Below are 26,396 nucleotides of genomic sequence, written 5' to 3'. Positions count from 1 at the left end.
GCCAATTCGGACTAGCAAGATTCCCCGATCGTTCCGCAAATTGTCGGCTTCGGTGCTCAAAAGGCGCGGTAAGCTGATGATTCGCAAGCGTCTTTACGTAAATTTCCCATGCCGCGCCCGATCTCCGCCACCATCCACACCGCCGCTCTCGCGAACAATCTCTCCGTCGTCCGCCGATTTGCCGGCCCGTCCAAGGTCTGGGCGGTCGTCAAGGCCAACGCGTACGGCCACGGTCTCGCACGCGCGTTTCCCGGCCTGCGCGGCACCGACGGCTTCGGCCTGCTCGATCTCGACGAGGCCGTGAAGCTGCGCGAGCTCGGCTGGGCCGGCCCGATCCTGCTGCTCGAAGGGTTCTTCCGCTCGACCGACATCGACGTGATCGACCGCTACAGCCTGACGACGACCGTCCATAACGACGAGCAGATGCGGATGCTGGAAACGGCACGGCTGTCGAAGCCCGTCAACGTGCAGCTCAAGATGAACAGCGGGATGAACCGGCTCGGCTACGTGCCGGAAAAATACCGCGCCGCATGGGAGCGCGCCCGCGCGTGCCCCGGCATCGGCCAGATCACGTTGATGACCCATTTTTCGGACGCGGACAACGAGCGCGGCGTCGCCGAGCAGCTCGCGACGTTCGAGCGCGGCGCGGAAAACATCGCCGGCGCGCGCAGTCTCGCGAACTCGGCCGCCGTGCTGTGGCACCCGGATACGCACTTCGACTGGGTGCGGCCGGGGATCGTGCTGTACGGCGCATCGCCGTCCGGGCTGTCGTCCGATATCGCCGACACGGGGCTGAAGCCCGCGATGACGCTCGCGTCCGAGCTGATCGCGGTGCAATCGATCGCGAAGGGCCAGGCAATCGGCTATGGCTCGACGTTCTCTGCGCAGGCCCAGATGCGGGTCGGCGTCGTCGCGTGCGGCTACGCGGACGGCTATCCGCGTGTCGCGCCCGAAGGCACGCCGGTGATCGTCGACGGCATCCGCACGCGGATCGTCGGCCGCGTGTCGATGGACATGATTACCGTCGACCTGACTCCGTGCCCGCAGGCCGGCGTCGGCGCGCGCGTCGAGCTGTGGGGCAATGTACTGCCGATCGACGACGTCGCCCGCCATTGCGGCACGATCGGTTACGAGCTGATGTGCGCGGTCGCCGGCCGCGTGCCCGTGCGCGCGGAATAAGGGCGTCGCGCGTGGCCAAACAGAAAACCGTCTATGTTTGCAGCGAGTGCGGCGGGCAGACCCCGAAGTGGCAGGGGCAATGTCCGTCGTGCCAAGCCTGGAACACGCTCGTCGAATCGGTCGCCGAGTCGCCGTCGGCCCACCGTTTCCAGTCGCTCGCGAAGCGGGCACCCGTACAGCGACTCGTCGACATCGAGGCGGCCGACGTGCCGCGCTTCTCGACGGGTATCGGCGAATTCGACCGCGTACTCGGCGGCGGGCTGGTCGCCGGCGGCGTCGTGCTGATCGGCGGTGACCCGGGCATCGGCAAGTCGACGCTGCTGCTGCAGTCGCTTGCGGACATCGCGAGCGAGCGGCGCGCGCTCTATATCAGTGGCGAGGAATCGGCCGCGCAGATCGCGTTGCGCGCGCAACGGCTTGCGCTGCTCGACGGCGGCACGCCGGCGGCCGAGCTGCAACTGCTCGCCGAGATCCAGCTCGAAAAGATCCAGGCCGCGATCGACGCGGAACGGCCGGACGTGGCCGTCATCGACTCGATCCAGACCGTCTATTCGGAGGCGCTCACGTCGGCGCCGGGCTCGGTCGCGCAGGTGCGCGAATGCGCGGCGCAGCTCACGCGCATCGCGAAACAGTCGGGTACCGCGATCATCATGGTCGGGCACGTGACGAAAGAGGGCAACCTGGCCGGCCCGCGCGTGCTCGAGCACATCGTCGACACGGTGCTGTATTTCGAGGGCGATACGCATTCGTCGTTCCGGCTCGTGCGCGCGTTCAAGAACCGCTTCGGCGCGGTCAACGAACTCGGCGTGTTTGCGATGACCGAGCGCGGGCTGCGCGGCGTCTCGAATCCGTCCGCGCTGTTCCTGTCGCAGCACGAGCAGGTCGTGCCCGGCTCGTGCGTGCTCGTCACGCAGGAAGGCACGCGCCCGCTGCTCGTCGAAATCCAGGCGCTCGTCGATACGGCGCACGTGCCGAACCCGCGCCGGCTCGCGGTCGGCCTCGAGCAGAACCGGCTCGCGATGCTGCTCGCGGTGCTGCACCGGCACGCGGGCATCGCGTGCTTCGATCAGGATGTATTCCTCAATGCAGTCGGCGGCGTGAAGATCACCGAGCCGGCCGCCGACCTTGCGGTGCTGCTCTCGATCCATTCGTCGATGCGCAACAAGGCGCTGCCGAAGGGGCTGATCGTGTTCGGCGAAGTGGGGCTGGCGGGCGAAATCCGGCCGTCCCCGCGCGGGCAGGAACGGCTGCGCGAGGCGGCGAAGCTCGGGTTTACGTCCGCGCTGATTCCGAAGGCGAATATGCCGAAACAGGCGATCGAAGGGCTGAACGTGATGGCCGTCGAGCGGATCGAGCAGGCGATCGACCGCGTGCGCGATCTCGAGTGACCGGCCTGACAGGCGCACGGGCTGTGCCTGTCGGCGATTTGTCGCGTAATTCGCTGTAAAGAATATGTAGGCTCCTGTAACCCGCCGGACATCGCTTTTCCCTATCCTTTGCCGGATTGTCGAACCGCGCAATGCGAAGGGAGCCTATGTTGAAATCGTATGGGGGAGCGCCGAGCGGACGCTTTTACAACCTGCGTGGCTGCCGCGTGTCGGAGCCGATTCGCCAGCCGTGGGGCGGCGGATGCCGGATCGTCGAATGGATCGACGACGAAGGGCGCCTGGCGCGCAAGGTCGTGTCCGAGGACGTGACGGAAGCGGAGGTCGCCGCGGCGATCCGACGGCCGACCGAAGGGCGCCGGTACCTGATGGGTGACGACGAGCAGATGCCGCGCGACACGTTGCCGCGGCGCTGAGCCGGCGGGGCGGCGAGCGGCCGACGAACCACGGCAACAAACAGGCCGGGCTGGCGTGCCCGGCCTTGTCGCATCTGGGCCCGGCGAAGGCCCGATGTTTGTCGAAGCGCCGCATCGCGGCCGCGTTCAGCCGATCTGCTCGAGTTCTTCGTGTACGGCGAGCCAGTCGGCTTCGACCGTTTCGAGACGCGTGTTGACGTCTCCGAGCTTGCGGATCGCATCGGTCAGTTCCGTCTTGCGTGCGGCCTCGTAGCTCGCCGGATCGGCGACGAACGCGTCGAGGCGCGCCTTCTCCGCGTGTAGCGTCTCCATTTCCTTTTCGAGCTTCGTGATGCGCGTCTGCAGCGGCTTTTTCAACACCGACAGGCGCTGCCGCTCCTCGGCGGCCTGACGCTTCTGGTCCTTGCGGTTGGCCGCGGCCCCCGCGCCCGGCGAAGCCGCGCTGTCGGCCTTCGCGGCCGCGCGCTGCTCGGCCGCATGCTGCAGCAGCCAGTCGCGGTAGTCGTCAAGGTCGCCGTCGAACGGCTGCAGCCGGTGCTTCGCGACGAGCATGAACTGGTCGGTCGTCGCGCGCAGCAGATGGCGATCGTGCGATACGAGGATCAGCGTGCCTTCGAATTGCGCGAGCGCCATCGTCAGCGCGTGGCGCGTTTCGAGGTCGAGGTGGTTCGTCGGTTCGTCGAGCAGCAGCAGGTTCGGCTTCTGCCAGATGATCAGCGCGAGCGCGAGGCGCGCTTTTTCACCACCCGAGAACGGGCCGACGGCACTCGTCGCCATGTCGCCCGAGAAATTGAAGCCGCCGAGGAAGTCGCGCAACTCCTGCTCGCGCGTGTCGGGCGCGAGCCGCGCCAGATGCGCGAGCGGCGAATCGTCTTCGCGCAGCGTTTCTAGCTGGTGCTGCGCGAAATAGCCGATCGTCAGTCCCTTGCCGTCGCGGACCTGGCCCGACAGCGGCGCGAGCGTGCCGGCCAGCGTCTTGATCAGCGTCGACTTGCCCTGGCCGTTCGCGCCCAGCAGGCCGATGCGCTGCCCATTCTGGATCGACAGCGCCACGCGTTCGACGATCGGGATCTCCGCGCCGTCGTCGGCATGGTAGCCACAGCGGACCTCTTCCATCACCATCATCGGGTTAGGCGCGGCGTCGGGCGTGCGGAATTCGAACGTGAACGGCGACGCGATGTGCGCGGGCGCGATCAGCTCCATCTTCTCGAGCGCCTTCATCCGGCTTTGCGCCTGTTTGGCCTTGGTGGCCTTGGCCTTGAAGCGGTCGACGAAGCTCTGCAGGTGCTCGATCGTCTTCTGCTGCTTTTCGTATGCGTTTTGCTGCAGAGCCAGTTGCTGCGCGCGCAGCACTTCGAATTGCGAGTAGTTGCCGCCGTAGCGCTTCACCTGGCGGTTTTCCAGATGCAGCGTGACGTTGCAGATCGAATCGAGGAATTCGCGGTCGTGCGAAATCACGACGAGCGTGCCGGGGTAGCGGTGCAGCCAGTCTTCGAGCCAGACGATCGCGTCGAGGTCGAGGTGGTTCGTCGGTTCGTCGAGCAGCAGCAGGTCGGAGCGGCACATCAGCGCCTGCGCGAGGTTCAGGCGCATGCGCCACCCCCCGGAGAAGCTGGCGACGGATTCGCGCGTCTGTGCGAGCGTGAAGCCGAGGCCGAGCAGCAACGCTTCGGCGCGGGCGGGCGCAGTGTAGCCGTCGGCGTCGGCGAAAGCCGCGTGCGCATGGGCTTCGGCGGCGCCGTCATGCGCGGCGGAAGCGGCGGCGATGCGCGCCTCGATCTCGCGCAGCGCGGCGTCGCCGTCGAGCGTGTAGTCGAGCGCCGAGCGGTCGACGGCGGGCGTTTCCTGCGACACATGGGCGATCCGCCACGACGGCGGCATCGAGAAATCGCCGGCGTCGGAGTGCAACTCGCCGCGCAAAACCGAGAACAACGTCGACTTGCCGGCGCCGTTCGCGCCGATCAGGCCGGCTTTCTCGCCGGGATTGAGCACGAACGAGGTCGACTCGAACAGCGGCTTGGTGCCGCGCGCAAGGCTGAACTGATTGAAACGGATCACGGCGGAAATGACTGGCCAAAACCGCTATTCTAGACTGCGAGCCGGTCGCGCCGGGCATCGGCCGCTCGGCGGATGCCGCAACGCTGCAATTTCGCCTAGACTCCACGTCGATCCGGTTTCGTAAAAGGAGTGCCCGATGTCTACCCTGTATTCGTTCAACGCAGAGACGCTCGCCGGTGCGCCGGCATCGCTCGATGCATATCGCGGCAAGGTGCTGCTGATCGTCAACACCGCGAGCGAGTGCGGTTTCACGCCGCAGTATGCGGGCCTGCAGAAGCTGTACGACCAGTACGCGGCGCGCGGCTTCTTCGTGCTCGGCTTCCCGTGCAACCAGTTCGGCAAGCAGGAGCCCGGCGACGCCATGCAGATCGGCGCGTTCTGCGAGCGCAATTACGGCGTCACGTTCCCGATGTTCGCGAAGATCGACGTGAAGGGCGACCATGCGCATCCGCTGTACCGCTACCTGACCGACGAGGCGCCCGGCATTCTCGGCCTCAAGGCGATCAAGTGGAATTTCACGAAATTCCTGATCGACCGCGACGGGCGCATCGTCAAGCGCTACGCGCCGTCGACCAAGCCCGACGAAATCGCCGCGGATATCGACAAACTGCTGTGATGGCAGGAGGCGGCGTTCGCGGCGTCGGTGCGGATTGCACGGCCGCCGCCGTCCCGGCGGTTACAGGATCGGCGCGAACAGCCGCGCGACGTGCATCGCGATTCGCCGCCATGCGGGCGACTGGCGGTATTCGTTCGCATCGACCTCGTACGCCTGCGCGAAGTCGGCATCGAGCATCGTCTCGACCTCGTCGGCGAATGCGCGGTCGACGGTCAGCACCATGATCTCGAAATTGAGGCGGAACGAGCGGTTGTCGAGATTCGCGCTGCCGATCGCCGCCGCGATGCGGTCGATCAGCACGACCTTCTGGTGGAGGAAGCCGGGCCGGTAGCGAAACACCTTGACGCCTGCATCGACCAGGTCGCGCGCGTACAGCTTCGACGCCTCGAACACCACGTAGTGATCGCGCCGGCTCGGGATCAGGATGCGCACGTCGACGCCGCGCATCACGGCGAGCTTCAGCGCGGAGATCACGGCTTCGTCGGGGACGAGATACGGCGTGGTGATCCAGACCCGCTCGCGCGCGGCATTGATCGCCTCGACGAAGAACAGCGAGCCGGTTTCCTGCTTGTCGGCCGGCCCCATCGGCACCGCGAGGCAATGCATGTCGTCGCCGGGCCGCGCCGGCGGCGGCAGCGCGAGCGGCGGCAGCTTCTGCGTGGCCCAGTGCCAGTCTTCGGCGAACACGTACTGGAGGCTCGCGACCACGGGGCCGCGTATCTCGATGTGCGTATCGCGCCACGGCGACAGGCGCGGATTCGCGCCGAGATATTCGACGCCGACGTTGTGGCCGCCGACGAACGCACGATTGCCGTCGACGACGACGATCTTGCGATGGTTGCGGAAGTTCAGCTGGAAGCGGTTGACGAACTTCCGATTGGTCGCGAACGGATGGACTTCGACACCACCCCTGCGCAGCGTGTCGACGTAGCTGTGCGGCAGGTCGAAGCTGCCGATGCTGTCGTACAGCAGGCAGCAGCGCACGCCGGCTGCCGCGCGCGCGAGCAGCGAATCGCGCAGCATCTGGCCGAGCGCATCGTCGCGCACGATGAAGAACTGGACGACCACATAGTCGCGCGCGGCGTCGATCGCCGACAGGATCGCCGAGAACGTCGCATCGCCGTTCACGAGCGTGCGCACCGAATTGCCGCCGAGGAACGGCATGCCGCCGAGCCGCGTGAGCGCCAGCACGGCGGCCTGGCCGAGCGCGTCGGCGGCCGGCCCGTCGGTCGCGTCGGTGCTGAGCCAAGGCGAGCGCGGTGTGTGCATGCGCAACATTTCCAGCTCGTGGCGCCGTGCGTCGACGTAGCCGGAGAACTTGCTGCGGCCGAGGAACAGGTACGGAATGAGCGTCAGGTACGGCATCGCGGCGAGCGAGACGGCCCACGCGATTGCGCCTTGCGACGTGCGCGTGTTCATGATCGCATGGCACGCCGCGATGATCCCGAGCACATGGATGGTCAGGATCAGGGTGCCGAGATGTAGCCAGTCGAGGGTCATAGGCGCGTGACGGACTCCTGATGTCGTGCGGCGCGGCGGCCGCTTACGCGCATCTTACCCAACCGTGCGGCGCAGCGGTGCGCCGTACCGCACGGTTGGGGAGCCCGGCGGCTCAGGCCTTGCGCGGCAGGTCCGATGCCTGGATCAGGAACACGGTGTCGTCGCCCGCGCTGGTGGGCAGCCACGTGAGTTCGAGGCCGCCGAACGCGGCTTCGACGTGCTCGCGCTCGTTGCCGATCTCGACGACGAGCACGCCGTCGTCGTGCAGCCAGCGGTGCGCTTCGGCGACGATGCGTCGCACGATGTCCATCCCGTCGTCGCCGCCTGCGAGCGCCATCTCCGGCTCGTGCCGGTATTCGGGCGGCAGCGCGGCCATCGACGACGCGTTCACGTACGGCGGGTTCGTCAGGATCACGTCGTAGCGTGCGCCGGGGTCGGTGCGGAACGCGGGCAGCGGCGCGTAGAGGTCGCCGCGGTGCAGCGCGATGCGGTCTTCGAGGCCGTAGTCGCGCACGTTGATCTCCGCGACTTCGAGTGCCTTGTCGGACAGGTCGACCGCGTCGATCTCGGCGTTCGGGAACGCGCTCGCCGCAAGGATCGCGAGGCAACCGGAGCCCGTGCACAGTTCGAGCACCGCGCCGACCTGCTCTGGATCGGCGACATACGGCTGCAGCCCGTCGTCGAGCAGTTCGCCGATGAACGAACGCGGCACGATCACGCGTTCGTCGACGTAGAAGCGGTGGCCATGCATCCACGCTTCATGCGTGAGGTACGCGGCCGGCACGCGATCGGTCGCGCGCCGTTCGATCACCGCGAGCACGGCCGCGATTTCGTCGGGCAGCAGCCGCGCGTCGAGGAACGGCTCGAGCGTGTCCAGCGGCAGGTCGAGCGTGCGCAGCACGAGGTAGGCCGCTTCGTCGTACGCATTGTCGGAGCCGTGGCCGAACGCGAGCTTCGCCTTCGAGAAGCGCGTGACCGCGTAGCGCAGCAGATCGCGAACAGTTGCAAAAGGTGTCGTCATGCAAAGCTCCATCAGGCAATCAGTTGTTCGAGCACGCGGCGGTACACGTTCTTCAGCGGGTCGACGAAGCGCACCTCGATGTGCTCGTCGATCTTGTGGATGCTGCCGTTCGGCGGGCCGAACTCGATGACCTGCGGACAGATGCGCGCGATGAAGCGGCCGTCCGACGTGCCGCCCGTCGTCGACAGCTCGGTCGTGATGCCGGTCTCGCTGCGGATCGCATTCTCCAGCGCGCTCGACAGCTCGCCGCGCGGCGTGAGGAACGGCAGGCCGCTTACCGTCCACTTCAGCGTGTATTCGAGGCCATGCTTGTCGAGGATCGCGTGCACGCGGGCCTGCAGGCCCTCGACCGTGCTTGCGGTCGAGAAACGGAAGTTGAACAGCAGGTCGGCGTGGCCGGGGATCACGTTGGTCGCGCCGGTGCCTGCGTGCAAGTTCGACACCTGCCAGGTGGTCGGCGGGAAGTATTCGTTGCCTTCGTCCCACTGCTCGGCGGCGAGTTCGGCGAGCGCCGGCGCGAGCAGGTGGATCGGGTTCTTCGCGAGGTGCGGATACGCGATGTGGCCCTGCACGCCCTTGACGACCAGTTCGCCCGACATCGACCCGCGGCGGCCGTTCTTGACGACGTCGCCGAGCTCGGCGGTCGACGTCGGCTCGCCGACGATGCAGTAGTCGACGCGTTCGCCGCGCGCCTGCAGCAGTTCGACGACCTTCACGGTGCCGTCGGTGGCCGGGCCTTCCTCGTCGCTCGTGATCAGGAACGCGATTGCGCCGCGGTGGCCGGGATGGGCCGCGACGAATTCCTCGGCCGCGACGACGAACGCCGCGAGCGACGTCTTCATGTCGGCCGCGCCGCGGCCGTACAGCTTGCCGTCGCGATGGGCGGGAATGAACGGCGGCGAGGTCCACTGCTCGAGCGGGCCGGTCGGCACGACGTCGGTGTGGCCCGCGAACGCTAGCAGTTTGCCGTCGCGGCCGTCGGCGCCGCGCTTGACGGCCCACAGGTTGGTCACGCCGTGCGACGCGATGGTCTCGCATTCGAAGCCGAGCGCGGTGAGGCGCTCGGTCATGATCTGCTGGCAATGCTGGTCGTCGGGCGTCACGGACGCGCGTGCGATCAGCTGTTCGGTAAGGGCTAGGGTGGCGGACATGGTTCGGACCACTTTCGATAAAAAATGCCGGCACGGTGGCCGGCAGCGACAAGACGTCGGGCTGCGCCGACGGGCGCAGCGCGGGCGGCCCTATGCGGCGAACAGCGCCGCGTATTGATCGGCCGCGAAGCCGAGCGATTTCACCCGGCCGTTGACGACAAGCACGGGGCGCTTGATGACCGAGGGCTTGTGGATCATCAGCGCGACCGCGCCGGCCTTCGTTTCGGCGGCTGCCTTCATCGCATCGCCCAGGCCGCGCCACGTGGTGCCGCGCTTGTTCACGAGCGCGTCGAGCGACACGTCCTTCAGCCAGTCTTCAAGCAGCGGCACGCTGACGCCGAGCTTCTTGAAATCGTGAAACTCGAATTCGACGCCGTGATCGTCGAGCCACACGCGGGCCTTCTTCACGGTGTCGCAGTTCGGAATGCCGTAGACGACCACGGTGTGCGGTTTCGCCATCAGTCGCCTCGCAGCAGCTCGTTCAGGCCGACCTTCGCGCGGGTCTTCGCGTCGACCTTCTTGACGATCACCGCGCAGTACAGGCTGTGCGAACCGTCCTTCGACGGCAGGTTGCCGGCGACGACGACCGAGCCGGCCGGGATGCGGCCGTAGCTGACTTCGCCCGTCTCACGGTCGTAGATTTTCGTGCTCTGACCGAGGTACACGCCCATCGAGATCACCGAGTTTTCCTCGACGATCACGCCTTCGACGACTTCCGAGCGCGCGCCGATGAAGCAGTTGTCTTCAATGATGACGGGGTTCGCCTGCAGCGGCTCGAGCACGCCGCCGATGCCGACGCCGCCCGACAGGTGCACGTTCTTGCCGATCTGCGCGCACGAACCGACGGTTGCCCACGTGTCGACCATCGTGCCTTCGTCGACGTATGCACCGATGTTGGTGTACGACGGCATCAGCACGACGTTCTTCGCGATGAACGAGCCGCGGCGCGCGATGGCCGGCGGGACGACGCGGAAGCCGCCCGCGGCGAAGTCTTCGGCCGTGTAGTTCGCGAACTTCGACGGCACCTTGTCGTAGAACTGCGAGTAGCCGCCGGCCGGCATCGGTGCGTTGTCCTCCAGGCGGAACGACAGCAGCACGGCCTTCTTCAGCCACTGGTGCACGGTCCAGTTGCCGTCGATTTTCTCGGCGACGCGCAGTGCGCCACGGTCGAGCTGCTCGATCGCGTGGGCGACGGCTTCGCGTACGTCGGCCGGTGCGGCCTTCGGCGACAGCTCGGCGCGGTTTTCCCAGGCGGTATCGATGATTTGCTGAAGTTGTTGCGACATGTTCGTTTTCGCTGGAGATGGATGGAATTGATCGGGATGAACGATTACCGGGCGAGGCCGCGGCAGAAATCGACGATGCGTTGCGCGCCCTCGACGCATTCGGGGGTGCCCGCGACGAGCGCGATCCGGATGAAATCGCGGCCCGGATTCGACCCGTGCGCGTCGCGCGCCAGGTACGAACCGGGCAGAACCGTCACATTATAGTCGGCGTACAGGCGGCGGGCGAACTCGGTGTCCGACAGCCCGGTGCGCCCGACGTTGGCCCACAGGTAGAACGCGGCGTCGGGCAGTTTCACGTCGATCACGTCGGCGAGCAGCGGCGTGACCGTGTTGAACTTCTGCAGGTACAGCGCCCGGTTCTCGCGCACGTGGGCCTCGTCGTTCCACGCGGCGATGCTCGCGTGCTGCCAGACCGGCGACAGCGCGGCGCCGTGGTACGTGCGGTACAGCAGGAATTTCTTCAGCAGCGCCGCGTCGCCGGCGACGAAACCCGAGCGCATGCCCGGCACGTTCGAGCGCTTCGACAGGCTCGACAGCATCACGAGCCGCTCGAAGCCGCGGCCGAGGCGGTGTGCGGCCTCGAGACCGCCGAGCGGCGGCGCCGCTTCGTCGAAATAGATTTCCGAATAGCATTCGTCGGACGCGATCACGAAACCGTGGCGGTCGGACAGCGCGAACAGCTCGCGCCAGTCGTCGAGCGTCAGCACGGCGCCCGTCGGATTGCCCGGCGAGCACACGTACAGCAGTTGCGTGCGCGCCCAGACTTCGTCGGGCACGGCTGCGTAGTCGCACGCGAAGTTGCGGGCCGGGTCGCTGTTCGCGAAATAGGGTTCGGCACCGGCCAGGAGCGCCGCGCCTTCGTAAATTTGATAGAAAGGATTCGGACAGAGTACGATCGCCTTCTCGCCCTGCCCGGACGGACGCGCATCGATCACGGTTTGCGCGAGCGAGAACAGCGCCTCGCGCGACCCCGACACCGGCAGCACCTGCGTGGCCGGATCGATCGCCGGCAGCCCGTAGCGGCGCTCGAGCCAGTGCGCGATCGACGTGCGCAGCGCGTCCGAGCCGGCGGTGGCCGGATACGACGCGAGGCCGTCGAGCGCGGCCACCACGGCGTCGCGGATCAGCGCCGGGGTCGGGTGCTTGGGCTCGCCGATGCCGAAGCTGATCGGTTTGAGGTCGCCGGAGGGCGTCACGTCCTTGAACAGGGCGCGCAGCTTTTCGAAGGGATAGGGCTGGAGCGAGTCGAGTCGAGGGTTCACGGGCGAAGCGGCCATCGCGGCCGGTTGGAACGAAAGAAGCGGCGGGCGTGCCGCGCGGCTGCGAACGGGCGCCGACGGCGCGCGGGTCGCAACGGATGATTATAGCGTGACGGAATGCGGTCACGGCCGCCCGGCGGGCCGCCGGGCCGGTTGAATAAAGGGTATCTGAGCAAATGAATAACGCAGTACGCGGCAGCCTGCCAACGCTGGCGATCCTGATCGGCGCATCGGTATGGGGCCTGATCTGGTATCCGCTGCGGATCCTCGCGTCGCTCGGCCTGACGGGCACGCTGGCGAGCGCCTTGACGAGCCTCGTCGCGTTCCTGTTCGTGATCGTCGCGCGGCACCGCACCATCGCGACGCTGCGCTGGCACTGGGTGCTGCCGGGCATCGCGGTGACGGCCGGCGTGACGAACCTCGGCTTCGTATGGGGCACGATCCACGGCGAGGTGCTGCGCGTGATGCTGCTGTTCTACCTGACCCCGGCGTGGACGGCGATCTACGCACACTTCCTGCTGCGCGAGCGGCTGACCTGGGCCGGCGCGGGGCTCGCGGCGCTGTCGATCGGCGGCGCGATGCTGATGCTGTGGTCGCCGCAGCTCGGCTTGCCGCTGCCGGCCAACCCGGCCGAATGGGCCGGTCTCGCGGCCGGGCTGAGCTTCGCGATGAGCAACGTGCTCGTGATCAAGGCCAGCCGCGAACTGCCCGAGATGCGTGCGGAGATGCGCACCGCGACGCTGTTCGGCGGCGCGGCGGTGTTCGGCGCGATCGCGTCGCTGTTCGAAGGGCTGCCTGCCGCGCCGGTGGGCGGCCAGCTCGGCATCGCTGCGCTGATCGTCGCCGCGATCGGCGTGACGATGGCGGCGAACAACCTGCTCGTGCAATACGGCCTTGCGCGCGTGCCGGCGAACCGCGCGTCGATCATCATGCTGTTCGAGATCGTGATCACCGCGCTGTCGGCGTGGGTGTTTGCGAACGAGTTGCCGACCGCGCGCGAGTGGGCGGGCGGCGTGTGCATCGTGCTGGCGACGCTGCTGTCGAGCCGGGTCCATCGTTCCGCGCCGGCACCGGGCAAACCCGGCGACGGTCGGGACGGCGCACGCGCGATGGTATGATGGAAGCCGTTTGCGGGGCCCAACGCTGTATGCGCGCGGCCCCGCTTTTGAATTCCGGGGCGCGTCGCGCGCATGGGCCGTCCGGCCCCGCGCATCGCGGCACCGTCCGTTTCACACCTTCTTCACATCCGATACCGCCGTGCGTCTGAGCTCGATCAAACTCGCTGGCTTCAAATCCTTTGTCGATCCCACGCATTTCCAGGTTCCGGGCCAGCTTGTCGGCGTGGTGGGCCCGAACGGGTGCGGCAAGTCCAACATCATCGACGCCGTGCGCTGGGTGCTCGGCGAGTCGCGCGCATCCGAGTTGCGCGGCGAGTCGATGCAGGACGTGATCTTCAACGGCTCGACCGCCCGCAAGCCCGGCAGCCGGGCAAGCGTCGAGCTGATCTTCGACAACTCCGACGGCCGCGCGGCCGGGCAGTGGGGCCAGTACGGCGAGATCGCCGTGAAGCGCGTGCTCACGCGCGACGGCACGTCGAGCTACTACATCAACAACCTGCCGGCGCGCCGCCGCGACATCCAGGACATCTTCCTCGGCACGGGCCTTGGGCCGCGTGCGTACGCGATCATCGGGCAGGGCATGATCGCGCGGATCATCGAGGCGAAGCCGGAAGAGCTGCGCGTGTTCCTCGAGGAAGCTGCGGGCGTGTCGAAGTACAAGGAACGCCGCCGCGAGACCGAGAACCGCCTGCACGACACGCGCGAGAACCTGACGCGCGTCGAGGACATCGTCCGCGAACTCGGTGCGAACCTCGAGAAGCTCGAGGCGCAGGCGGTCGTCGCGACCAAATACAAGGATCTCGTCGCCGACGGCGAGGAGAAGCAGCGCCTGTTGTGGCTGCTGCGCAAGAACGAGGCGGCCGGCGAGCAGCAGAAGCAGCAGCGCGCGATCGAACAGGCGCAGATCGACCTCGAAGCGCAGACGGCAAAGCTGCGCGAGGTCGAGTCGCAGCTCGAGACGCTGCGGGTCGCACATTACTCGGCGAGCGACGCGATGCAGGGCGCGCAGGGTTCGCTCTACGAGGCGAATGCCGAGGTGAGCCGCCTAGAAGCCGAGATCAAGTTCATCGTCGAATCGCGCAATCGCGTGCAGGCACAGATCGCCGCGCTGAATGCGCAGCGCGCGCAATGGCGCGCGCAGGCCGAGAAGTCGCAGGACGAGCTCGAGGACGCCGAAGAGGCGCGCGCGATGGCCGACGAGAAGGCCGCGCTTGCCGAAGACAACGCAGCCGCGAAGCACGACGCGCTGCCGGCGCTCGAAGCGAAGTGGCGCGATGCGCAGGCGCAGCTCAACGACGAGCGCGCGCGGATCGCGCAGACCGAACAGTCGCTGAAGCTCGAAGCTGCGCACCAGCGCAATGCCGACCAGCAGCTCCAGCAGCTTCAGCAGCGCCATGAGCGCCTGAAGGGCGAAGCGGGCGGGCTCGACGCGCCGGACGAGGCGCAGCTCGAGGAACTGCGCATGCAGCTCGCCGAGCAGGAAGAAATCCTCGGCGAAGCGCAGGCGCGCCTCGCCGACGCACAGGAAACGGTGCCGCGTCTCGATGGCGAACGCCGCGCCGCGCAGGAGCGCGTGCAGGCCGAAGGCGCGCAGATCCACCAGCTCGAGGCGCGCCTTGCCGCGCTGAAGCAGCTGCAGGAAAACGTGCAGACGGAAGGCAAGGTGCAGCCGTGGCTCGACAAGCACGAGCTCGGCGCGCTGCCGCGCCTGTGGAAGAAGCTGCACGTCGAAGCTGGCTGGGAAGCGGCGCTCGAGGCCGTGCTGCGCGAGCGCCTCGCCGCGCTCGAAGTGTCGAATCTCGACTGGGTGAAGGCGTTCGCGACCGATGCGCCGCCCGCGAAGCTCGCGTTCTATGCGCCGCCCGCGGCCGGCGAACCGCCTGCGGCGGTGGCCGGGCTGCGTCCGGTGCTGTCGCTCTTGCGCATCGACGATGCGGGCATCCGCGCGGTGCTGAACGACTGGCTCGGCAACGTGTATGTCGCCGACGATGTCGCGCAGGCGCTCGCGACGCGCACGCAACTGCCGGCAGGCGGCGCGTTCGTCGTCAAGGCCGGCCATATCGTCACGCGTGTCGGCGTGCAGCTTTACGCGGCCGATTCGGAGCAGGCCGGGATGCTGGCCCGCCAGCAGGAAATCGACAACCTGACGCGCCAGGTGCGTGCGCAGGCGCTGCTCGCCGACGAGGCGCGCACGGCTGCCGTGCGCGCGGAAGCCGCGCACACGCAGGCCACGCAGGCGCTCGGCGACGTGCGCGCGCAGGCCGAGCGTGCGACGCAACGCGTGCACGCGTTGCAGATGGACGTGCTGAAGCTCGCGCAGGCGCACGAACGCTATACGCAGCGCAGCACGCAGATCCGCGAGGAGCTCGAGGAAATCGGCGCGCAGATCGAAGAGCAGCGCGCGCTGCGCGCGGAGTCGGAAGCGAATTTCGAGCGCTTCGACGGCGAACTCGCGGAACTGCAGGCGCGCTTCGAGGACAACCAGCTCGCGTTCGAATCGCTGGACGAATCGCTGACGCAGGCGCGTCAGGAAGCGCGTGACCTGGAGCGCGGCGCGAACGACGCGCGCTTCGCCGCACGCAACGCAGTGACCCGGATCGACGAGCTCAAGCGCAGCATCCAGGTCGCGCACGAACAGAGCGAGCGCGTCGCCGCGTCGCTGGAAGACGCGCGCGCCGAACTCGAGACGATCAACGAGCAGACCGCGCACACGGGCCTGCAGGATGCGCTCGAGATTCGCGCGGTGAAGGAAGAAGCGCTGCAGGCCGCGCGAATCGAACTCGACGACCTGACCGCGAAGCTGCGCGCGTCGGACGAGCAGCGTCTCGTCGCCGAGCGCTCGCTGCAGCCGCTGCGCGACCGCATCACCGAATTGCAGCTGAAGGAGCAGGCCGCGCGCCTGTCCGTCGAGCAGTTCGCCGAGCAGCTCGCGACGGCCGAGGTCGACGAGGCCGCGCTGAGCGAGAAGCTGACGCCGGACCTGAAGCCGTCGTACCTGCAGGGCGAGGTCACGCGGCTCAACAACGCGATCAACGCGCTCGGCCCGGTGAACATGGCCGCGCTCGACGAGCTGAAGGCCGCGAGCGAGCGCAAGGTGTTCCTCGATGCGCAGTCGGCCGACCTGATCGACGCGATCACGACGCTCGAGGACGCGATCCACAAGATCGACCAGGAAACCCGCACGCTGCTGCAAGGGACCTTCGACGAAGTCAACCGTCACTTCAGCGACCTGTTCCCGCGCCTGTTCGGCGGTGGCCAGGCGAAGCTGATCATGACGGGCGACGAGATCCTCGATGCCGGCGTGCAGGTGATGGCGCAGCCGCCCGGCAAGAAGAACGCGACGATCCACCTGCTGTCGGGCGGTGAGAAGGCGCTGACCGCGACCGCGCTGGTGTTCGCGATGTTCCAGTTGAACCCGGCGCCGTTCTGTTTGCTCGACGAGGTCGACGCGCCGCTCGATGACGCGAACACCGAACGTTTCGCGAATCTCGTGCGCGCGATGTCCAACAAGACGCAGTTCCTGTTCATCTCGCACAACAAGATCGCGATGGAGATGGCGCAGCAGCTGATCGGCGTGACGATGCAGGAGCAGGGCGTGTCGCGGATCGTTGCGGTGGACATGGAAACCGCTGCGGGTTTTGCCCAGAATTGACGTTTGACGAAACCGGACCGCGTTCGCGCGGCGCATGGGCGCCCGTTCGCGGTTCCGACGAAAAAGAATTGCTGATGGAGCGTGCATGGACGAGTTGACACTCGGTTTGATCGGCGCGGGCGCCGTCGTGGTGGGCGGCGTCGTGATCTACAACGCATGGCAGGGCGCGAAGGTGCGGCGCAGGATGCCGCGCCCGATGCCGGAGGAAGCGGCCGAGGCGATGAACCGCCCCGAGCGGGACGAAGAGCTGCCGTTCATCGAACCGGTGCGTCAGCCGGTGCGACGCGAGCCCGCGGCACCGGTCGCGGCTGCCGCGACGCCGGCCGAAGTCGCACGCGTCGAGCCGACGTTCGGCGGGGCCACCTTAGGCGGCGTGGCGCCTGCCGATATGCCTGCCGATCTGCAGGCCGAGGCGACCGGCATCGACACGTCGTCCGAGGCGGCCGAGCCGGCTGCCGGTGAAGACGCCGTGCGTGCCGCCGTGCACGAAGCGCCCGCTGAACCGTCCGAGCCCGTGCTGCCGGCCGCGACGATCTCGTCGGCGCCGCCCGCGATCGTCGACCGCCGGATCGACTGCATCGTGCCGATCCGCCTCGCCGGGTCGCTGCCGGGCGACAAGATCCTGCCGGCCGCGCAGCGGCTGCGCCGCGCGGGCAGCAAGCCCGTGCATATCGAAGGCAAGCCGGAAGGCGGCCAGTGGGAGTTGTTGCAGAACGGCGTGCGCTATGACGAGCTGCGCGCGGGCGCGCAGCTCGCGAATCGCAGCGGCGCGCTGAACGAGCTCGAGTTCTCCGAATTCGTGACGGGCGTCCAGCAGTTCGCCGACGCGATCGACGGCGCGCCGGAATTCCCGGACATGATGGAAACGGTGGCGATGGCGCGCGAGCTCGACGCCTTTGCCGCGCAGTGCGACGCGCAACTGTCGATCAACGTGATGTCGGACGGCGCACCGTGGTCGGCGAACTACGTGCAGGCTGTCGCGTCGCAGGACGGGCTGCTGCTGTCGCGCGACGGCACGCGTTTCGTGAAGCTCGACGCGAAGCAGAATCCCGTGTTCATGCTGCAGTTCGGCGACACGAACTTCCTGCGCGACGACCTCACGTACAAAGGCGGCAACATGATCACGCTGGTGCTCGACGTGCCGGTGGCCGAAGAGGACATCCTGCCGTTCCGGTTGATGTGCGATTACGCGAAGTCGCTGTCCGAACGGATCGGCGCGCGGGTCGTCGACGATTCGCGCCGGCCGCTGCCGGAGTCGACGCTGCTGGCGATCGAACAGCAACTGATGAAGCTGTACGCGAAGCTCGAGGAAGCCGGCATCCCGGCCGGTTCGCCGGTCACGCGCCGCCTCTTCAGCCAGTAACGCAAATGCGCGGGCGGCGGGCTTCGGCGCTGTCGTTCGTCGTTGCGGCGCACACCTTGCCGTGTGCGCTGCAGCACGCTGATCCGGTGCGCATTGCACGCCCCGTCGCGGCGTCAAACTGAGATAATCGGGCATCCGATTTTCTCAGAACGAATCTGCCGCCAGCATGGCCCGAACCCAAGCCGAACCGCCAGCCAGCCAGCCCGACGCGCGCGCCGCGTGGCTGCGCGACCAACTCGAGCGGGCGAACTACGCCTACTACGTGCTCGACCAGCCGGATCTGCCCGACGCCGAGTACGACCGGCTGTTCCGCGAACTTCAGCAGCTCGAAACCGACCATCCTGAACTCGTGACGCCCGATTCGCCGACGCAGCGCGTCGGCGGCGAAGCGGCCGGCGGCTTCACGCCGGTTGTCCACGACGCGCCGATGCTGTCGCTGAACAACGGCTTCGCCGACGAGGACATCGCGGCGTTCGACAAGCGCGTCGCCGACGCGCTCGACAAAACCACCGATCTTGCCGGCTCGGTGACTGAACCCGTCGAATACGCGTGCGAACTGAAGTTCGACGGCCTCGCGATCTCGCTGCGCTACGAGCAAGGCGTGTTCGTGCAGGCGTCGACGCGCGGCGACGGGACGACGGGCGAGGATGTGACCGGGAACGTGCGCACGATCCGCTCGATTCCGCTGAAGCTTAAGGGCGCGAACGTGCCGGCCGTGCTCGACGTGCGCGGCGAAGTGCTGATGTTCAAGCGCGATTTCGCACGCCTGAACGAACGCCAGCGCGCGGCCGAGCAGCGCGAATTCGCGAACCCGCGCAACGCGGCGGCCGGCAGCCTGCGCCAGCTCGACTCGAAGATCACCGCGCAGCGTCCGCTGTCGTTCTTCGCGTACGGGATCGGCGTGCTCGACGGAATGCCGATGCCCGACACGCACAGCGCGCTGCTCGACTGGTACGAGGCGCTCGGCCTGCCCGTGAACCGCGAGCGTGCGGTGGTGCACGGCGCCGACGGCTTGCTCGACTTCTTCCGCAAGATCGGCGAGAAGCGCGAGTCGCTGCCGTACGACATCGACGGCGTCGTCTACAAGGTCAACCGGCGCGACGAACAGGAGCGACTCGGCTTCGTGTCGCGCGCGCCGCGCTTCGCGCTCGCGCACAAGTTCCCCGCGCAGGAAGCGCTGACGAAGCTCGTCGCGATCGACGTGCAGGTCGGCCGCACGGGCGCGATCACGCCGGTCGCGCGCCTCGAGCCCGTGTTCGTCGGCGGCGCGACCGTGACCAATGCGACGCTGCACAACGAGGACGAGGTGCGCCGCAAGGACATCCGGATCGGCGATACCGTGATCGTGCGACGCGCGGGCGACGTGATTCCGGAGGTCGTCGGTGCGCTGCTCGACCGGCGCCCGGACGATGCGGCCGAATTCGTGATGCCGACCGAATGCCCGGTGTGCGGCTCGAAGATCGAGCGCCTGCCGGACGAGGCGATCGCGCGCTGCACGGGCGGCCTGTTCTGCCCGGCGCAGCGCAAGCAGGCGCTGTGGCACTTCGCACAGCGCCGCGCGCTCGACATCGACGGGCTCGGCGAGAAGATCATCGACCAGCTCGTCGAGCTGAATCTCGTGCGCACGCCGGCCGACCTGTTCAATCTCGGCTTCGCGACGCTCGCCGAGCTCGACCGGTTCGCCGAGAAGTCCGCACAGAATTTGCTCGATTCGCTCGAGAAGGCGAAGCACACGACGCTCGCGCGCTTCGTCTACGGGCTCGGCATCCGCCACGTCGGCGAATCGACCGCGAAGGATCTCGCGAAGCATTTCGGCTCGCTGACGCCGATCATGGACGCATCGATCGACGAACTGCTCGAAGTCAACGACGTCGGGCCGATCGTCGCCGAGTCGCTCCACCAGTTCTTCGCGGAAGAGCACAACCGGACCGTGATCGAGCAGCTGCGCGCGCCGGGCAAGGTCACCTGGCCGGAAGGGCCGCCCGCGCCGAAGGCGCCGCAGGGCGTGCTGGCCGGCAAGACGGTGGTGCTGACGGGCACGCTGCCGACCCTCACGCGCGATGCCGCGAAGGAGATGCTCGAAGCGGCGGGCGCGAAAGTGGCGGGTTCGGTATCGAAGAAGACGGATTACGTGGTCGCGGGCGCCGAAGCCGGCAGCAAGCTCGCGAAGGCCGAGGAACTCGGCATCCCCGTGCTGGACGAAGATGGTCTGCACCAACTCCTGGAGGGCAATACGCCATGATTCGCGAGATCCTGAAGATGGGCGACCCGCGCCTGCTCGAAGTCGCCAAACCGGTCGAGCGGTTCGACACGCCGGAACTGCACGAGGTCGTCGCGGACATGTTCGAGACGATGCACCATGCGAACGGCGCCGGGCTGGCCGCACCGCAGATCGGCATCGGGCTGCAGCTCATCATCTTCGGCTTCGGCAACAACAACCGCTACCCGGATGCGCCGCCGGTGCCCGAGACCGTGCTGATCAACCCGAAGATCGAGTACATGCCGCCGGACATGGAAGAGGGCTGGGAAGGCTGCCTGTCGGTGCCGGGCATGCGCGGCGTCGTCAGCCGCTACGCGAAGGTGCGCTACAGCGGCTTCGATCAATTCGGCGAGAGGATCGATCGCGTCGCCGACGGTTTTCACGCTCGCGTCGTCCAGCACGAATACGATCACCTGATCGGCAAGCTGTATCCGATGCGGATCACCGACTTCACGCGCTTCGGCTTCACCGAGGTGCTGTTCCCGGGGCTCGATCCGGCCGACGACGACTGACCGGCTGGCGAGGCGGCCTGCGTGTCGCAGGCGGGCCGTTTCGCCATGCGCGGTCTGCCGGAAACAAAAAAACCCGCTTGCGCGGGCTTTTTCATTGTGTGGCGCACGTGGTGTGCCCGCGGTCAGAACGTCTCGTCGGCCGACAGATAGCGCCATTGCCCCTGCGGCAGCGCGCCCAGCATCACACGGCCCATCCGCACGCGCTTGAGGCCGACCACTTCGAGGCCGACCAGTTCGCACATGCGGCGGATCTGGCGCTTCTTGCCTTCGCGCAGCACGAAGCGCAGCTGCTCGCCGTTCTGCCAGCTCACCATCGCGGGCTTCAGCGCGACGCCGTCGAGCTCGAGGCCGTGGCGCAGCTTCGCGAGCGATTCCGCGGGGAAGTGCTGGTCGATGTCGATGAGCCGTTCGCCGAAGCGCACCCGCACCAGGTACTCCTTGTCGATGTCCGACTGCTCGCCGATCAGTTGCTTCGCGATCCGGCCATTCTGCGTCAGCACGAGCATGCCGGTGGAATCGATGTCGAGCCGGCCGGCCGGCGCGAGCGCGTGCAGGTGCTGCGGCGAGAAGCGCAGCGGCGAGCGGTCGCCGCTCCAGTGGTTCCCGCGCGTGATCAGCACGGCCGCGGGCTCGTAGCCGTCTTCTGCCTGACCCGACACATAGCCGACCGGCTTGTGCAGCAGGATCGTCACCTGCGCGGCCTGCTCGGCGCTCGCGCGCTCGTCGATCTCGATGTTCTGGTCGGCGCGCACCTTGGTGCCGAGCGTGTTGATGCGTTCGCCGTCGACGAGCACCCAGCCCTTTTCGATCCATTCGTCGGCTTCGCGGCGCGAGCACAGGCCGAGCTCGGACATCCGTTTCGACAGGCGCATCAGACCCGTTTCGTCACCGTAATCGATGTCGGCCGCTTGGCGTTTGACGGGTTGCGCGGTCTTCAGGCCCGTGCCGGACGAGCCGCGCTTGGTGTCGCCACGCTCGCCGTCGCGTGCGGGGCGAGCCGGGCGGTCGCCGAAGCTGCGCTTCGCGCCTTCGCCGGCTGCCTTGTCTCGATAAGGGGCGCGCGCGCTGCCTTCGGCACCTGCGCGACGGGGCCGCGCATCGTCATCGCTGCGGCGGGGCGGGCGATCCGACGACGTGCTGCGCTCGCCGAAGCTGCGCTTCGCGCCTTCGCCGGCTGCGTTGTCGCGATAGGGCGTGCGCGCGCCGCCTTCGGCACCTGCGCGGCGCGGCCGCGCATCGTCGTCGCTGCGGCGGGGCGGGCGGTCCGACGACGTGCGACGTTCGCCGTAACTGCGCTTCGCGCCTTCGCCGGCTGCGTTGTCGCGATAGGGTGCGCGCGCGCCGCCTTCGGCACCTGCGCGGCGCGGCCGCGCATCGTCATCGCTGCGGCGGGGCGGTCGATCCGACGACGTGCGGCGCTCGCCGTAACTGCGCTTCGCGCCTTCGCCGGCTGCGTTGTCGCGATAAGGCGCGCGCGTGCCGCCTTCAGCACCTGCGCGGCGCGGCCGCGCATCGTCGTCGCTGCGGCGGGGCGGTCGATCCGACGACGTGCGGCGCTCGCCGTAACTGCGCTTCGCGCCTTCGCCGGCTGCGTTGTCGCGATAAGGCGCGCGCGTGCCGCCTTCAGCACCTGCGCGGCGCGGCCGCGCATCGTCGTCGCTGCGGCGGGGCGGTCGATCCGACGACGTGCGACGTTCGCCGTAACTGCGCTTCGCGCCTTCGCCGGCTGCGTTGTCGCGATAGGGCGCGCGCACGCCGCCTTCGGCACCTGCACGACGTGGTCGTGCATCGTCGTCGCCGCGACGGGGCGGGCGCGCGTCGGGCGTGCCACGGCTGAACGGCTTGTCGCCGCTGCGACGGTCGCCTGCCGGCCTGGCATCGGCGCCGCGATACGGGCGGGGCTCGCCGCGCTCGCCACGCGTCGCGGGCTTGCCGTCAGCACCGCGCGGCTTGAACGTGCGTTCGCCGGCGGCGGCCGGGGACGCCTTCTTCGGGCGAGCCGGCTTGTCTGCCGCGGGCGGCGCAGCGGGTCGCACCGCCTTGCGGGCGACGTGGCTGCCGGAGCGGACAGGTGCGCGGGTCGGCGACGCCGGCCGCGGATTCTTGACGGTCAATTTGGTGCGCATAAACGCTGGGATTCATTCAGACTGCGATCGCACGCAGCAATTCGGTTTCGAGCTGGATCTGCAGGCGGTTGTCGGACAAGCCGGCGCCCGCGAGCAGGAAGATGTCCTCGACGCGTTCACCGAGCGTATTGATCCGCGCCGCATGGACGCCGATCTGATGCTCGGCGAGCACGCGCGCGATCGAATAGAGAAGGCCCGGCCGGTCGTTGGCAGACACGGACAGGATGTAGTACTGGCCGCGCTCGTCGGCCCGCAGGTCGACGCGCGGCGTGATCGGAAACGTCCGGGACAGCCTCGACAGGCGGCCCTTGGACGGCTCCGGCAGCGGTGCGGTTTCGGCGAGCCGCGTTGCGAGCTGCTGTTCGACGAGATTCGCGATGTCGCGGTATCGCACGTCGCGTTCGGTTTGCGTGACGATGAAGTTGTCGAGCGCATAGCCGTGCCGCGTCGTGCTGACGCGCGCGTCGAGCACCGACAGCCCGTTGCGGTCGAAATACGCGCAGATGCCCGCGAACAGGTCGGCGCGGTCCTTCACGTACACGAGCACCTGCAGCGCGTCGCCGATCGGCGACGGCCGCGCGCGGACGATCGCAGTTTCGGCGTTCACGTGCCGGTAAAGCACGCGTGTCTGCCACGCGATGTCGGCCGCATCGTGGCGCAGGAAGAAGCCGACGTCGAGCTGGTCCCATAGCGTGCGGTGCGCATCGTCGGGCACGGTCTCGAGGCGCAGCAGCGCGAGCGCCTGTTCCTGCCGCGACTTCAGCTCCGAATGCGCGTCGGGGTTGGCGCCGCCGAGCACCGCGAGCGTGATGCGGTAGAGATCCTCGAGCAGCTTGCCCTTCCACGTGTTCCACACCTTCGGGCTCGTGCCGCGGATATCGGCGACCGTCAGCAGGTACAGTGCGGTGAGGCGCCGTTCGTTGCCGACGAGTTCGGCGAAGCGCTTGATGACTTCAGGGTCGCTCGTGTCCTGCTTCTGTGCGACCTGGCTCATCGTCAGGTGATGCTGGACGAGCCAAACGATCAGCGCCGCGTCGTCGCCGGTGACCCCGTGTTCGCGGCAGAAGCGCCGCGCGTCGGCCATCCCCAGCGTCGAGTGGTCGCCGCCACGGCCCTTCGCGATGTCGTGGAACAGTGCCGCGACATACAGCACCCACGGGCGCTCGAAGTTGCCGATCAACTGGCTGCAGAACGGGTATTCGTGCGCATGCTCGGCCACCGCGAAGCGGCGGATGTTGCGCAACACCATCAGGATGTGCTGGTCGACCGTGTACACGTGGTACAGGTCGTGCTGCATCTGGCCGACGATGCGGCGGAAGTTCAGCAGGTAGCGGCCGAGCACGCTCGTCTGGTTCATCAGCCGGAACGCGTGCGTGATCCCTTCGGGCTGCTGCAGGATCCGCATGAACGTGCCGCGGTTCTGCGGATCGCGGCGCCACGCGTTGTTCATGATTTCGCGCGAGTTGTACAGCGCGCGCAGCGTGCGTGCGGACAGGCCTTTCACGCCGCGGGTCGTTTCGTACAGCAGGAACGCTTCGAGGATCGCGTCGGGATGGCGTTCGAACACGCCGTCGTCGACGATCTCGAGCATCCCCTGTTTCTCGACGAAGCGGTCGGGCGACAGCACGCGCGTAATACCGCTCGTCGCGGGGAAGAGCTGCGCCTCGATGTTCTGGATCAGGATCGTCGCGAGCTGCGTGACGGCTTTCGCCGCCCAGTAATAGCGGCGCATCAGTTGCTCGCTCGCGCGCTTGGCCTGCGTCGGCTGGTAGCCGAAGCTCTCGGCGGCCTGCGTCTGCAGGTCGAAGACGAGCATGTCCTGGCGGCGGCCGGCGATCACGTGCAGCCGTGCGCGCAGCGTCTTCAGGAAGCCTTCGTTGCGGCGCAGCTCGCGCGCTTCGCGTTCGGTGATGAGACCGCGCGTGTCGAGCTCGCGCCAGCTGCTGCCGAAGCCCGCCGCGCGCGCGATCCACAGGATCGTCTGCAGGTCGCGCAGCCCGCCGGGGCTTTCCTTCACGTTCGGTTCGAGGCTGTACGGCGTGTCCTGGAACTTCGCGTGGCGCTGGCGCATCTCGAGCACCTTCGCGGTGAAGAACGCGCGCGCGTCGAGCGCCTCGTGGTAACGCACGGTGAAGCGCTCGAACAGCGCGGTGCTGCCGACGATGCGGCGCGCTTCCAGCAGCGAGGTCTGCACCGTGACGTCCTGCGACGCCTCCTCGATGCACTGCGCGACCGTGCGCACGCTGCTGCCGATCTCGAGGCCGAGATCCCATGCCATCCCGATGAAGCGCTCGATGAGCGGGTCGAGCGCCGGGTCGTGCGCATCGGGCAGCAGCACGAGGATGTCGACGTCGGAATAGGGCGCGAGTTCGCCGCGCCCGTAGCCGCCGACGGCGACGAGCGCGAGCGTCGCCGGTAGCCCGCAGTCGTCCCACACGCGCTTCAGTGCGCCGTCGGTGAGTTTCGACAGCGCGTGCATCAGCGACGCCACGTTCGTCGCGCGGCGAAAGCGCTCGAGCATGTCGGTCTTGGCGGCCTTGAATTCGGCGCGCTGCGACAGCGCTTCGGGCGAGGGGGCGGCGTGAGCGCTCATGGGCGGCGGTTCAGGTGCGGGCGGGGCGGCGCGACGGCGCTCAGACCGCAGCGGCCGGTTGCGCGAACACGGGGCGCGCCGGCGTGCCGGCCGACACGGTCAGCACCTCGTAGCCGGTTTCGGTGACGAGCACCGTGTGCTCCCACTGCGCGGACAGGCTGCGGTCGCGCGTCTTGACCGTCCACTGGTCGGGCATCGTGCGGATGTCGCGCTTGCCGGCGTTGATCATCGGCTCGATCGTGAAGATCATCCCGGCCTTCAGTTCGATGCCCGTGCCGGGACGGCCGTAGTGCACGACCTGCGGATCCTCGTGGAACACCGTGCCGATGCCGTGGCCGCAGTATTCGCGCACGACGCTGTAGCCCTGCGCTTCCGCATGCTTCTGGATCGCGTAGCCGATGTCGCCGAGGTGCGCGCCGGGCTTGACCTGGTCGATGCCGAGCCACATGCATTCGTAGGTGGTCTGCACGAGGCGCTTCGCGAGGATCGAGCCCTCGCCGACGATGAACATCCGGCTCGTGTCGCCGAAGTAGCCGTTCTTGATCACGGTGATGTCGATGTTCAGCGCGTCGCCGTTCTTGACCACCTTCTCGCCGGGAATGCCGTGGCAGATCACGTCGTTGACCGAGATGCAGGTGGCCTTCGGGTACGGCGGGTAGCCGGGCGGCTGGTAGTTCAGCGGCGCGGGGATCGTGCCCTGTTCGTTGAGCATGAACTCATGGCAGAGGCGATCGAGTTCGGCGGTCGTGACGCCTGCGACGACGTGCGGCGTGATGAAGTCGAGCACTTCGCTCGCGAGACGGCAGGCGACGCGCATCTCGGCGATATCGTGTTCGTTTTTGAGCGTAATAGCCATCGAGGTATGCCTGGAATGCGGTGAATTGACGGATTATCGCACCTT

Annotated in this window: 19 protein-coding genes; 9 read left to right on the top strand and 10 right to left on the bottom strand. The window is 67.8% G+C overall.

Features of this window, described 5'->3' with window-relative positions; genetic code table 11:
• Window positions 1–108: 108 nt before the first annotated feature.
• The 3 genes from alr to CUJ89_RS11260 all read left to right on the top strand — a co-directional run bounded on the left by alr (window position 109) and on the right by CUJ89_RS11260 (window position 2,980).
• Window positions 109–1,179 (top strand): alanine racemase, encoded by a 1,071-nt coding sequence (gene alr, locus CUJ89_RS11270; protein ID WP_114177400.1) that lies wholly within the window; start codon window positions 109–111, stop codon window positions 1,177–1,179.
• An 11-nt stretch (window positions 1,180–1,190) separates the two neighbouring features.
• Window positions 1,191–2,567: a DNA repair protein RadA gene (gene radA, locus CUJ89_RS11265; protein ID WP_114177399.1), complete on the top strand. Its 1,377-nt coding sequence runs from the start codon at window positions 1,191–1,193 to the stop codon at window positions 2,565–2,567.
• Between the two features lie 146 nt (window positions 2,568–2,713).
• Window positions 2,714–2,980, top strand: a complete 267-nt coding sequence (locus tag CUJ89_RS11260) for a DUF2866 domain-containing protein (RefSeq protein ID WP_114177398.1) — start codon at window positions 2,714–2,716, stop codon at window positions 2,978–2,980.
• Between the two features lie 126 nt (window positions 2,981–3,106).
• Here the strand turns inward: CUJ89_RS11260 and CUJ89_RS11255 are convergent, their stop codons facing one another.
• Window positions 3,107–5,038 carry an ATP-binding cassette domain-containing protein gene (locus CUJ89_RS11255; protein WP_114177397.1) on the bottom strand — a complete coding sequence of 644 codons (1,932 nt, stop codon included), beginning with the start codon at window positions 5,036–5,038 and terminating at the stop codon, window positions 3,107–3,109.
• Between the two features lie 136 nt (window positions 5,039–5,174).
• Between CUJ89_RS11255 and CUJ89_RS11250 the strand changes: the two genes are divergently transcribed.
• Window positions 5,175–5,654 (top strand): glutathione peroxidase, encoded by a 480-nt coding sequence (locus CUJ89_RS11250; protein ID WP_114177396.1) that lies wholly within the window; start codon window positions 5,175–5,177, stop codon window positions 5,652–5,654.
• 60 nt (window positions 5,655–5,714) lie between these two features.
• On the opposite strand, the gene cls is transcribed toward CUJ89_RS11250, so the two are convergent.
• From cls to dapC, 6 genes are all read right to left on the bottom strand, one after another.
• Window positions 5,715–7,154 (bottom strand): cardiolipin synthase, encoded by a 1,440-nt coding sequence (gene cls / locus CUJ89_RS11245; protein WP_114177395.1) that lies wholly within the window; start codon window positions 7,152–7,154, stop codon window positions 5,715–5,717.
• Window positions 7,155–7,266: 112 nt separating this feature from the next.
• The gene (gene prmB / locus CUJ89_RS11240; protein ID WP_114177394.1) at window positions 7,267–8,175 is read right to left on the bottom strand and encodes a 50S ribosomal protein L3 N(5)-glutamine methyltransferase; all 909 of its coding nucleotides are present in this window, start codon (window positions 8,173–8,175) and stop codon (window positions 7,267–7,269) included.
• An 11-nt stretch (window positions 8,176–8,186) separates the two neighbouring features.
• Window positions 8,187–9,326: a succinyl-diaminopimelate desuccinylase gene (dapE, locus tag CUJ89_RS11235; protein WP_114177393.1), complete on the bottom strand. Its 1,140-nt coding sequence runs from the start codon at window positions 9,324–9,326 to the stop codon at window positions 8,187–8,189.
• Window positions 9,327–9,416: 90 nt separating this feature from the next.
• Window positions 9,417–9,785: an ArsC family reductase gene (locus CUJ89_RS11230; RefSeq protein WP_114177392.1), complete on the bottom strand. Its 369-nt coding sequence runs from the start codon at window positions 9,783–9,785 to the stop codon at window positions 9,417–9,419.
• The gene (gene dapD / locus CUJ89_RS11225; protein ID WP_006759623.1) at window positions 9,785–10,612 is read right to left on the bottom strand and encodes a 2,3,4,5-tetrahydropyridine-2,6-dicarboxylate N-succinyltransferase; all 828 of its coding nucleotides are present in this window, start codon (window positions 10,610–10,612) and stop codon (window positions 9,785–9,787) included. The genes CUJ89_RS11230 and dapD overlap by 1 nt, the downstream gene beginning before the upstream one ends.
• 44 nt (window positions 10,613–10,656) lie before the next feature.
• Window positions 10,657–11,889 (bottom strand): succinyldiaminopimelate transaminase, encoded by a 1,233-nt coding sequence (gene dapC / locus CUJ89_RS11220; protein ID WP_114177391.1) that lies wholly within the window; start codon window positions 11,887–11,889, stop codon window positions 10,657–10,659.
• 158 nt (window positions 11,890–12,047) lie between these two features.
• On the opposite strand from dapC, the gene CUJ89_RS11215 reads away from it, so the two are divergent.
• From CUJ89_RS11215 to def, 5 genes are all read left to right on the top strand, one after another.
• Window positions 12,048–12,989: a DMT family transporter gene (locus CUJ89_RS11215; RefSeq protein ID WP_114177390.1), complete on the top strand. Its 942-nt coding sequence runs from the start codon at window positions 12,048–12,050 to the stop codon at window positions 12,987–12,989.
• 139 nt (window positions 12,990–13,128) lie between these two features.
• Complete coding sequence (gene smc, locus CUJ89_RS11210; RefSeq protein ID WP_114177389.1) at window positions 13,129–16,641, top strand: chromosome segregation protein SMC; 3,513 nt, start codon at window positions 13,129–13,131, stop codon at window positions 16,639–16,641.
• 85 nt (window positions 16,642–16,726) lie between these two features.
• Window positions 16,727–18,004, top strand: coding sequence for a cell division protein ZipA C-terminal FtsZ-binding domain-containing protein (locus CUJ89_RS11205; RefSeq protein WP_114177388.1), 1,278 nt, complete (start codon window positions 16,727–16,729; stop codon window positions 18,002–18,004).
• 166 nt (window positions 18,005–18,170) lie between these two features.
• A complete protein-coding gene (gene ligA, locus CUJ89_RS11200; RefSeq protein ID WP_114177387.1) occupies window positions 18,171–20,246 on the top strand; it encodes an NAD-dependent DNA ligase LigA in 2,076 nt (691 codons plus the stop codon).
• Window positions 20,243–20,776 carry a peptide deformylase gene (def, locus tag CUJ89_RS11195; protein ID WP_114177386.1) on the top strand — a complete coding sequence of 178 codons (534 nt, stop codon included), beginning with the start codon at window positions 20,243–20,245 and terminating at the stop codon, window positions 20,774–20,776. The genes ligA and def overlap by 4 nt, the downstream gene beginning before the upstream one ends.
• Before the next feature lie 122 nt (window positions 20,777–20,898).
• On the opposite strand, the gene CUJ89_RS11190 is transcribed toward def, so the two are convergent.
• From CUJ89_RS11190 to map, 3 genes are read right to left on the bottom strand one after another with little or no spacing between them, the layout of a single operon-like run.
• The gene (locus CUJ89_RS11190) at window positions 20,899–22,902 is read right to left on the bottom strand and encodes a pseudouridine synthase (RefSeq protein WP_114177385.1); all 2,004 of its coding nucleotides are present in this window, start codon (window positions 22,900–22,902) and stop codon (window positions 20,899–20,901) included.
• 16 nt (window positions 22,903–22,918) lie between these two features.
• On the bottom strand, window positions 22,919–25,495 hold the full coding sequence (locus CUJ89_RS11185) for a [protein-PII] uridylyltransferase (RefSeq protein ID WP_114177384.1): 2,577 nt from the start codon (window positions 25,493–25,495) through the stop codon (window positions 22,919–22,921).
• 40 nt (window positions 25,496–25,535) lie between these two features.
• Window positions 25,536–26,351, bottom strand: a complete 816-nt coding sequence (gene map / locus CUJ89_RS11180) for a type I methionyl aminopeptidase (protein WP_114177383.1) — start codon at window positions 26,349–26,351, stop codon at window positions 25,536–25,538.
• Between the last annotated feature and the right edge of the window lie 45 nt (window positions 26,352–26,396).

The sequence above is a fragment of the Burkholderia pyrrocinia genome (assembly GCF_003330765.1).
GTDB classification, from domain to species: Bacteria; Pseudomonadota; Gammaproteobacteria; order Burkholderiales; family Burkholderiaceae; genus Burkholderia; species Burkholderia pyrrocinia_B.
Note: the sequence above shows the minus strand (reverse complement) of the source record. Positions and strands in the feature narration are given on the sequence as shown.